Annotated in this window: 8 protein-coding genes; all 8 read right to left on the reverse strand. The window is 70.5% G+C overall.

Annotated elements, in window-relative coordinates; genetic code table 11:
• Nucleotides 1–70 precede the first annotated feature (70 nt).
• The 8 genes from rodA to AB0F62_RS14640 all read right to left on the reverse strand — a co-directional run bounded on the left by rodA (nt 71) and on the right by AB0F62_RS14640 (nt 8,974).
• Nucleotides 71–1,267, reverse strand: coding sequence for a rod shape-determining protein RodA (rodA, locus tag AB0F62_RS14605; RefSeq protein WP_361797297.1), 1,197 nt, complete (start codon nt 1,265–1,267; stop codon nt 71–73).
• A complete protein-coding gene (gene mrdA, locus AB0F62_RS14610; protein ID WP_361797300.1) occupies nt 1,264–3,474 on the reverse strand; it encodes a penicillin-binding protein 2 in 2,211 nt (736 codons plus the stop codon). The genes rodA and mrdA overlap by 4 nt, the downstream gene beginning before the upstream one ends.
• 139 nt (nt 3,475–3,613) lie before the next feature.
• The gene (mreD, locus tag AB0F62_RS14615; protein ID WP_361797303.1) at nt 3,614–4,222 is read right to left on the reverse strand and encodes a rod shape-determining protein MreD; all 609 of its coding nucleotides are present in this window, start codon (nt 4,220–4,222) and stop codon (nt 3,614–3,616) included.
• Complete coding sequence (gene mreC, locus AB0F62_RS14620; RefSeq protein ID WP_361797306.1) at nt 4,219–5,166, reverse strand: rod shape-determining protein MreC; 948 nt, start codon at nt 5,164–5,166, stop codon at nt 4,219–4,221. Before mreC ends, mreD begins: the two co-directional genes overlap by 4 nt.
• A gap of 122 nt (nt 5,167–5,288) precedes the next feature.
• Nucleotides 5,289–6,308, reverse strand: a complete 1,020-nt coding sequence (locus AB0F62_RS14625) for a rod shape-determining protein (protein WP_361797330.1) — start codon at nt 6,306–6,308, stop codon at nt 5,289–5,291.
• 311 nt (nt 6,309–6,619) lie between these two features.
• Nucleotides 6,620–7,033 (reverse strand): nucleoside-diphosphate kinase, encoded by a 414-nt coding sequence (ndk, locus tag AB0F62_RS14630; RefSeq protein WP_361797309.1) that lies wholly within the window; start codon nt 7,031–7,033, stop codon nt 6,620–6,622.
• Nucleotides 7,034–7,129: 96 nt separating this feature from the next.
• Nucleotides 7,130–7,465, reverse strand: coding sequence for a DUF4233 domain-containing protein (locus AB0F62_RS14635; protein WP_361797312.1), 336 nt, complete (start codon nt 7,463–7,465; stop codon nt 7,130–7,132).
• 24 nt (nt 7,466–7,489) lie between these two features.
• Complete coding sequence (locus AB0F62_RS14640; RefSeq protein WP_361797333.1) at nt 7,490–8,974, reverse strand: folylpolyglutamate synthase/dihydrofolate synthase family protein; 1,485 nt, start codon at nt 8,972–8,974, stop codon at nt 7,490–7,492.
• Nucleotides 8,975–9,162: the final 188 nt, after the last annotated feature.

The raw sequence follows: 9,162 nt of genomic DNA on the forward strand, positions 1-9,162 counted from the left end.
TAATCGCGGGTTCCCCCGGCCGCAATGGTGCGTTCACCCGGCAGGCCGGTTCAGGCCGGTTCAGGACGGGTCAGGCCGACATGGGGCGCTTCATGTGGACGGCCTGGAGCAGCCCGATGGCGACCCAGACGGCGAACATCGACGATCCGCCGTATGAGACGAAGGGCAGCGGCAGTCCGGCCACCGGCATGATGCCGAGGGTCATGCCGATGTTCTCGAAGGACTGGAAGGCGAACCAGGCGACGATGCCGGCCGCGATGATCGTGCCGTACAGGTCGGTGGCGTTGCGGGCGATGCGGCAGCCGCGCCACATGATGACGCCCAGCAGCACGATGATCAGGGCCGCGCCGACGAATCCGAGTTCCTCCCCCGCCACGGTGAAGACGAAGTCGGTCTGCTGCTCGGGCACGAACTGCCCGGTGGTCTGGCTGCCCTCGAACAGGCCCTTGCCGAGCAGTCCGCCGGAGCCGATGGCGATGCGCGCCTGGTTGGTGTTGTAGCCGACGCCCGCCGGGTCGAGGGCGGGGTTGGCGAAGGCGGCGAAGCGGTCGATCTGGTACTGGTCGAGGACGCCGAGCTGCCAGACCGCGATCGCGCCGCCCGCGCCGGCCCCGATGAGGCCGAGCACCCAGCGGTTGGACGCGCCCGAGGCGAGCAGCACGCCGAGCACGATGACCGCCATCACCATGACCGACCCGAGGTCGGGCATCAGCATGACGATCGCCATCGGCAGTATGGCGAAGCCGAGTGACTGGGCGACCGTGCGGTGGTCGGGGAAGAGCCGGTCGCCGGCGTCGACCCGCGCGGACAGCATCATCGCCATGCCCAGGATGATGGTGATCTTGGTGAACTCGGACGGTTGCAGCGAGAAGCCGCCGCCGAGCACGATCCACGCGTGGGCGCCGTTGACGGTGGTGCCGAGCGGGGTCAGCACCGCGGTCACCAGAAGGACCGAGATGGCGTAGAGCACCGGCACCGCGCCGCGCAGCCGGCGGTGGCCCAGCGCCACCGTACCGGCGGCCAGCGCGAAGCCGATCGCGGTGTTGAGGATGTGCCGCAGCAGGAAGTAGTACGGGTCGCCGTGGGTGAGCTCCGTGCGGTTGCGCGTCGCGGAGTAGACCAGGGCGGTGCCGATCAGCGACAGCGCGAGGGCGGCGCCAAGCAGCAGCCAGTCCATCCGGCGCAGTATCGAGTCGCGGGCCAGGAGTTTGCCCAGCGCGCCCCGTTCGGGGGTGAACCGGCGCATCGCGTAGCCGTGCGCGCTCATGACCGGTACCTCCTGCCCTGCAGGGCGCGCTCGGTGCGGTCCGGGGGCAGCGCGGCCGCGAGCAGCGCGGTGTCCCGCGGCCCGGAGGGCGCCTGGGGAACGTCGGCGTAGGCGGCCTTGGTGACCCGGATGGTGCCGTCGGCGTCGATCTTCGGCAGCTTGGTCAGCGGGTGCGGGAGCAGCGCCTTCTTGTTGTCGATCGACCCGTCCTTCTGGACGCCGTACATCGCCTCGTAGATCTTGCGGACGGCCGGACCGGAACCACCGGAACCGGTGCCGCCCTGGGAGATCGTCATGACGATCGCGTAGTCCTTGCTGTACGTCGTGAACCAGGAGGTGGTCTGCTTGCCGGCGACTTCCGCGGTACCGGTCTTGGCGTGCAGGGGGATCTTGTCCTGCGGCCAGCCGCCGAAGCGCCAGGCGGCGGTGCCGTGGGTGACGACGCCCTCGAGTGCCGCGTTGATGTACTTCAGGGTGTTCTTGGTGGCCGGGGCGTGCCCGTTCACCTTGGGCTTGATCCTGGTGACCTTCTTGCCGTCGGCGCTGATGATCGCCTTGCCGATGGTCGGCTGGTAGAGCGTGCCGCCGTTGGAGATCGCCGAGTAGATGTTGGCCATCTGGATCGGGGTGACGAGGGTGTCGCCCTGGCCGATGGCGTAGTTGACGGAGTCACCGGCGCGCATCACATAGCCGTCGACGCAGTTCTCGCGGGCGATCTGGCTGGCGTAGTCCTGCTTGTCGCTCTTGGCGACCTTGCACCAGTAGGTCTTGTTGGCCTCGTAGTAGTCCCGCTTCCACTGCCGGTCGGGGATCCGGCCGGTCACCTCGGAGGGCAGGTCGATGCCGGTCAGCGAGCCGAGGCCGTACTCCTTGGCGGTCTTGTAGAACCAGTCCTTGGGGTGCTTCTTGGGCTTGGTCCCGCCGTCCTTGAGCCACTGGTCGTACGACAGGCCGTAGAAGACGGTGTCGCAGGAGATCTCCAGGGCGTGGGCGAGGGTGATGGAGCCCGCGCTCTCCCCCTCGAAGTTGTTGAAGACCCGGCCGCCGATGGTCATCGACGACGGGCAGGGGTAGCGCCCGTTGATGTCGTAGCCGGCCTTCACAGCGGCCGAGGTGGAGATCGCCTTGAAGGTCGAGCCGGGGGCCGACTGACCCTGTATGGCCCGGTTGAGCAGCGGGAAGTTGGACTTCTTGCCGGTCAGCTTGGCGTAGTCCTTGCCGGAGATGCCGCCGACCCAGACGTTGGGGTCGTACGTCGGCGCGCTCGCCATGGCGATGACCTGGCCGGTGTGCACGTCCATGACGACGACGGCGCCGGAGTCCGCCTTGTAGAGGCTGCCGGTGACCTTGTCGAAGGTCTTGCGGGCGACCTTCATCGCCTCGTCGAGCTCCTTCTCGGCGACCCTCTGGACGCGTGCGTCGATGCTGGTGACCAGATGGCTGCCGGGCTCGGCGGCGGTCTCGCCCGCCTTGCCGATGACCCGGCCGAGGTTGTCCACCTCGTAGCGGGTGACGCCGGCCTTGCCGCGCAGTTCGCTGTCGTAGGTGCGCTCCAGCCCGGAGCGGCCGATCTGGTCCGAGCGCAGCAGCGGCCGGCCCTTCTTCTCCGCGGCGGTCAGTTCGTCGTCCGTCACGGGCGAGAGGTAGCCGAGGACCTGGGAGGTGTTGGACCCGAACGGCGCGGTGTAGCGGCGCACGGCGGTGGGCTCGGCGGTGATGCCGGGGAAGTCCTCGCGGCGCTCCATGATCTGCAGCGCCTGCTGGGTGGTGGCCTCGTCGGTGATGGGGATCGGCTGGTAGGGCGAACCGTTCCAGCAGGGCTTGGGGGTCTGCGAGTCGCAGAGCCGCACCTTGCCCAGGACCTCTTCCGGGTTCATGTGCAGCACGCCGGCGAGCCGGGTGAGCACCGCCTTGCCGTCGTCCTTCTGCTTCAGCAGGTCGGTGCGGCTGGCGGAGACCACCAGCCGGGTCTCGTTGTCGGCGAGCGCCACGCCCTTGTCGTCCAGGATCGAACCGCGGACGGCCGGGGCCACGACCTCCTGGACGTTGTTGCTGTTGGCCTGCGCCGTGTACTCCTGGCCGTTGCGGATCTGCAGGAACCACAGCCGCCCGCCGAGGGTGAACAGCAGGGACAGCACCAGGATCTGCAGGATCACCAGCCGGATCGTGACCCGTGGCGTCCGCCCGGTCTCGGGAATGTTGCTCACGCCGCCCCCTCCGTCGCCGCTTCGCCCGCTCGGCGCGCCTGCTCATGCCTCGTCGTCGGCCGCGGGCCGGCTGCGGCCCGGTCACGGAACGGGGCGCGAAGTGCCGCCACCGCAAGGGTGGTGGGTGCCCGGTGGGAACTCACAGGCGCCGCCCTCCCTTGGCGGCGCTCCCCACCCTGCCGAGGATGGTCGAGCGCTGGCCGCCGATGCGCGCGCCGAAGCCGGAGCCGGCGGCGTCCTCGGCGAGCGGGTCGCTCTGGAAACGGCGGGCCAGGGCCATGATCCACGGCACGGTGAACGGCGCGAGCAGCAGGTCGTACAGGGCGGCGGTGAAGAGCAGCTTGCCGAGGCCGACGTGCTGGGCCGCGGTGTCGCCGACGAGGGCGCCCACGGCGGCGTACAGCACGGTGGAGCCGATGGCGGCGCCGACCACGACCAGCATCGGCCGGGTGGCCGAACGCAGTTGGCCGCCCTCGGGCTTGACCAGGCCCGCGATGTAGCCGACGACGCACAGCACGAGGGCGTAGCGGCCCGCGGCGTGGTCGGCGGGCGGGGCGAGGTCGGCGAGCAGGCCGGCGCCGAAGCCGATGAGGCAGCCGGCGACGTGGCCGTACGTCAGTGCGAGAGCGAGGACGACGAGCAGCAGCAGGTCGGGCACGGCGCCGGGCAGGTGGAGGCGGGCCAGGACGCACACCTGGAGGACCATTCCGGCGACCACGAGGCCGGTGGCGAGCAGAGCGCGCTTCATCGGACCTCCTCCTGTCCGTAGAGCGAGGACTGAGAGGGGCTCACGCTCGGCGTCGCCGTGACGGTGACCGTCGGGACCGGCTTCGGCCCGGCGGGCAGCACCGAGTCGCGCGGGTCCTTGCGCGGGCCCTGGACGACGACGCCGACGATGTCGAGCTTGGTGAAGCCGACGAAGGGGGTGACCTCGACCGTACGGGTGAGGCCGCCGCCCGCGCGGTCCACCTTGGCGACCGTGCCGACGGGCACGCCGGGGACGAAGGGCTTGTCCGCCTGCGAGCCGAAGGTGACGAGCCGGGCGCCCTTCTTCACGTGGGCCTTGCCGTTGAGGAGCTGGACCCGCATCGGCCGGTTGCCCTGGCCGGTGGCGAAGCCGAGCTCGGAGGACTTCTCCAGCCGGGTGCCGACCGTGAAGTCCGGGTCGCAGGCCAGCAGGACGGTGGAGGTGGAGGGGCCGACGGTGGTGATCCGGCCGACCAGGCCGTCCCCGTTGACCACGGTCATGTCGCGCTGGATGCCGTCGTTGGCGCCGGCGTCGATGGTGACCGTCCAGGAGAAGCCCTGGGCGGCTCCTATCGCGATGACCTGCGCGCCCTTGACGCGGTACTGACCGGCGCCGGCGAGCTTGAGCAGCTTGTCGAGTTCGCGGGCCCGCTCGCGCGTGACGTCCTTGCTGCCGAGCTGCTGCTTGAGCTCGGCGTTCTCCCGTTCCAGCTCGCTGATGCGGCTGCTGCGGTCGCCGGAGTCGCGCACCGCGTCCACGGCGTTGTCCACCGGATCGACCGCGGCCGCGACCCCGTTCTCCACGGGGCCGAAGACGGCGGCCGCGGCGGACCGGGCGCCGTCCAGCGGTGAGTCCTCACCGCCGCGGATGTCGACGGTGATCAGCGCGAATGCGATCGCCACCAGCAGCACCAGCAGAAGCCGGCTCTCTCGTGTGTCCCTCACGGGGGCCAGTCCGTGCCTTCCTCGTCAGAGCGTGTGAGCCCGTGGGCCCGATGGGCCGTGCCGGGAGGTAGAACGATCCGGCGCACGGGCGGGACTTCACCCGTACGACGGATCGTGAGGACTCATCTGCGCGGCTGCGCGTCAAGGACCTGCTGCAGTGCCTCGAACTCCTCGACGCACTTGCCGGCGCCGAGGGCCACGCAGTCGAGCGGGGACTCGGCGATGTGGATCGGCATGCCGGTCTCGTGGCGCAGCCGTTCGTCCAGTCCGCGCAGCAGCGCGCCGCCGCCGGCCAGGACGATGCCGCGGTCCATGATGTCGCCGGACAGCTCCGGCGGGCACTTGTCGAGGGTCGTCTTGACCGCGTCGACGATCGCGTTGACCGGCTCCTCGATGGCCTTGCGCACCTCGGCGGCGGAGATCACCACCGTCTTGGGCAGGCCGGAGACCAGGTCGCGGCCGCGGATCTCGGTGTGCTCCTCGTTGTCGGCCGCGAAGGCCGATCCGATGGTGAGCTTGATCGATTCCGCGGTGCGCTCGCCCAGCAGGAGGCTGTACTCCTTCTTGATGTGCTGGATGATCGCGTTGTCCAGCTCGTCGCCGGCGACCCGGATGGACTGCGCGGTGACGATGCCGCCGAGCGAGATGACGGCGACCTCCGTGGTGCCGCCGCCGATGTCCACGACCATGTTGCCGGTCGCCTCGTGGACCGGGAGCCCCGCGCCGATCGCGGCGGCCATGGGCTCCTCGATGATGTGCACCTGGCGCGCGCCGGCCTGGGTGGCGGCCTCGATGACGGCGCGGCGCTCGACCCCGGTGATACCGGAGGGGACGCAGACCACGACGCGGGGGCGGGCCAGATAACGACGCTTGTGGATCTTGAGAATGAAGTAGCGCAGCATGCGCTCGGTGATCTCGAAGTCGGCGATCACCCCGTCCTTGAGAGGACGGACCGCGACGATGTTGCCGGGGGTCCGGCCGATCATCTTCTTCGCTTCGGAGCCGACCGCCAGGATGCCGCCCGTGTTGGTGTTGATGGCGACGACGGATGGCTCGTTGAGGACGATCCCGCGACCCCTGACGTACACCAGCGTGTTGGCGGTGCCGAGGTCGACAGCCATGTCACGGCCGATGAACGACATGTTGTTCGCCATGAGGGTACGTCTGGCCTTCCCGAGCAGGAGCGATGTGGGGGTGAGCACGGCGGGGCGCTGTGCGCGAAACCGGAGGAGCGGAGATTCCATCGTAGTCGCGCCCGCCTGGGCACGGGGTCAGGGTTCCGCCGCCATTGTCATCAGAACACACAGCGGTCCTCTGCAATGGTGACGCCGTGTCGGCGGAATTGGTTCCCCCGATCACCCGGCATATGCCTGCGGGCGGCCGGGAAATTTCCGGCCGCCCGTTGAGCTGATCGGGCGTCAGCGGAGCATTCGGGGCGAATTCCCGCGACGCGTCACGCCAGGCCGGGGAAGAAGATCTTGATCTCGCGCTCGGCGGACTCCTCGGAGTCGGAGGCGTGGATCAGGTTCTCCCGGACGATGGTGCCGAAGTCGCCGCGGATGGAACCGGGGGCGGCGGCGATCGGGTCGGTCGGGCCGGCCAGCGCGCGCAGTCCCTCGATCGCCCGCTCGCCCTCGACGACCAGGGCGACGACGGGACCGGAGGCCATGAACTCCACCAGCGGCTCGTAGAACGGGCGGCCGACGTGCTCGGCGTAGTGCTGCTCCAGGATCGCCCGGTCGAGGGTGCGCAGCTCCAGCGCGGTGATGCTCCAGCCCGCCTTGCGCTCGATGCGGCCGAGGATCTCGCCGACCAGGCCGCGACGTACGGCGTCCGGCTTGAGAAGGACGAGGGTGCGCTGGGACACGGTGTTACTCCTATGTACGGGTAGCGGGTATGACGACATTACCGGGGACCTGCGCGGCCCACGGCACCCCCTCGGCACCGGACGTGACGCGTCCGATCAGGCAGGCTGCGCGGCCCGCGCGGCCTTGACCTCGTCGATCTTGCGCCCGTAGTGGACGGCGGCCCACCACAGGGCGGCGAAGACCACGCCGAGGAAGAACATCACCGGAACGACGAAGCCGCTCACGATGAGCCCGGCCTGCAGCAGCCAGCCGACGGCCAGCCCACCGCGCCGCCCGAGCATCCCGCAGAGCAGCACGCACAGGGCCATCGCCACCCCGCTGACCGTCCACACCGTGCCGGCCGTCAGGCCCGGCTGCTTCATCGCCACCAGACCGGCGAAGCCGATCACGAAGAACTCACCGATCAGGGTGCTCGCGCACAGGGTCCGCATCCGCTTGGCTTCGCTTCCCGCTCGTCACTTGCGGCCCAGCAGCAGCCGGGCCTCTCCCACGGTGATCACCGATCCGGTGATCAGCACCCCGGAACCGGAGTACTCCCCCTGCTCCTCGGCGAGCGTCACGGCCGCCTCGATCGCGTCGTCCAGCCGGGGCTCGACCTGTACCCGCTCATCGCCGAAGACCTCGACCGCCAGCGCGGCCAGCTCGTCCACGTCCATGGCGCGGTGCGTGGAGTTCCGCGTCACCACGATCTCGGCGAAGACCGGCTCGAAGGCCTCCAGCAGCCCCCGCACGTCCTTGTCGCCGCTCGTCCCGACCACACCCACCAGATGGGTGAAACCGAACGCCTCGCCCAGCGCTCCGGCCGCCGCCCGGGCGCCCGCCGGGTTGTGGGCGGCGTCCAGCACCACGGTGGGGCTGCGGCGCACGACCTCCAGCCGGCCCGGCGAGGTGACATTGGCGAAGGCGGTGCGGACGGTGTCGACGTCCAGGGTGCGGGCGTGCAGGGTGCCGATGCCGAAGAAGGCCTCCACCGCGGCCAGCGCCACGGCCGCGTTGTGCGCCTGGTGCTCACCGTGCAGCGGCAGGAAGACCTGCTCGTACTCCCCGCCCAGCCCGCGCAGGGTCAGCATCTGCCCGCCGACGGCCACCTCACGGTGCACAACGCCGAACTCCATGCCCTCCCGGGCCACCGTCGCGTCCACCTCGACGGCCCGCTTCAGCAGGACCTGAGCGGCCTCCACGGGCTGCTGGGCCAGCACCACCGTGGCGTCCTTCTTGACGATCCCGCTCTTCTCGACCGCGATCTCGCCGGCCGTCTCGCCCAGGCGGTCGGTGTGGTCCAGGTCGATCGGGGTCACGACGGCGACGGTGCCGTCCACCACATTGGTCGCGTCCCAGCTGCCGCCCATGCCGACCTCGACGACGGCGACGTCCACCGGGGCGTCGGAGAAGGCGGCGTAGGCCATGCCCGTCAGCACCTCGAAGAAGGACATCCGGTACGGCTGCGAGCCGTCCACCATCTCCACGTACGGCTCGAGGTCACGGTAGGTCTCGATGAACTTCTCGGGCCCGATCGGCCGGCCGTCGAGGCTGATCCGCTCCGTCACCGACTGCACGTGCGGGCTGGTGTAGCGGCCGGTGCGCAGGTCGAAGGCGAGCAGCAACTGCTCGATCATGCGGGCGGTGCTGGTCTTGCCGTTGGTGCCGGTGATGTGGATCGAGGGGTAGGAGCGCTGCGGCTCGCCCAGGATGTCCATCAGCGCGGTCATCCGGTCCAGGGACGGCTCCAGCTTGGTCTCCGGCCAGCGGCCGGCCAGCTCGGCCTCGACTTCGCGCAGGGCCCTGTCGACCTCGGGATCCGCGGGGCGGGCCGGGATGCCGTCGTCCTGCGGCGCCGGGCCCCCGGCCCGGAGGGTACGGCTGCCCGCCTCGATCACCGCCAGGTCGGCCTCACGGCCGGGGTCGGTGTCGGCTTCGTCCTCGTCGCCGCCCAGACCCATCGCGGCCAGCGGATCGGACAGGGGCTCGTCGTTCTCGGGGCGCGGGTAGCTCACGTGCTCATTGTACGAAGCGGGCAGATCGACCCGGGGCGTGGGGGGGGGGGGGGGGGGCGCCCCCCCCCCCCCCGCCGCCCCCCCCGGCCCCCCCCCCCCCGCCCCAGAGGGGGGGCTGGTCTCCAACGGACCGC

This window comes from Streptomyces sp. NPDC026673, assembly GCF_040638135.1.
Classification (GTDB): Bacteria; Actinomycetota; Actinomycetes; order Streptomycetales; family Streptomycetaceae; genus Actinacidiphila.

What these genes read in the sequence shown, in the direction of transcription:
- AB0F62_RS14640 (WP_361797333.1), bottom strand. Translation starts at nt 8,974, where the DNA reads ATGGGTCTGGGCGGCGACGAGGACGAAGCCGACACCGACCCCGGCCGT.
- mreD (WP_361797303.1), bottom strand. Translation starts at nt 4,222, where the DNA reads ATGAAGCGCGCTCTGCTCGCCACCGGCCTCGTGGTCGCCGGAATGGTC.
- AB0F62_RS14625 (WP_361797330.1), bottom strand. Translation starts at nt 6,308, where the DNA reads ATGTCGTTCATCGGCCGTGACATGGCTGTCGACCTCGGCACCGCCAAC.
- AB0F62_RS14635 (WP_361797312.1), bottom strand. Translation starts at nt 7,465, where the DNA reads ATGCGGACCCTGTGCGCGAGCACCCTGATCGGTGAGTTCTTCGTGATC.
- rodA (WP_361797297.1), bottom strand. Translation starts at nt 1,267, where the DNA reads ATGAGCGCGCACGGCTACGCGATGCGCCGGTTCACCCCCGAACGGGGC.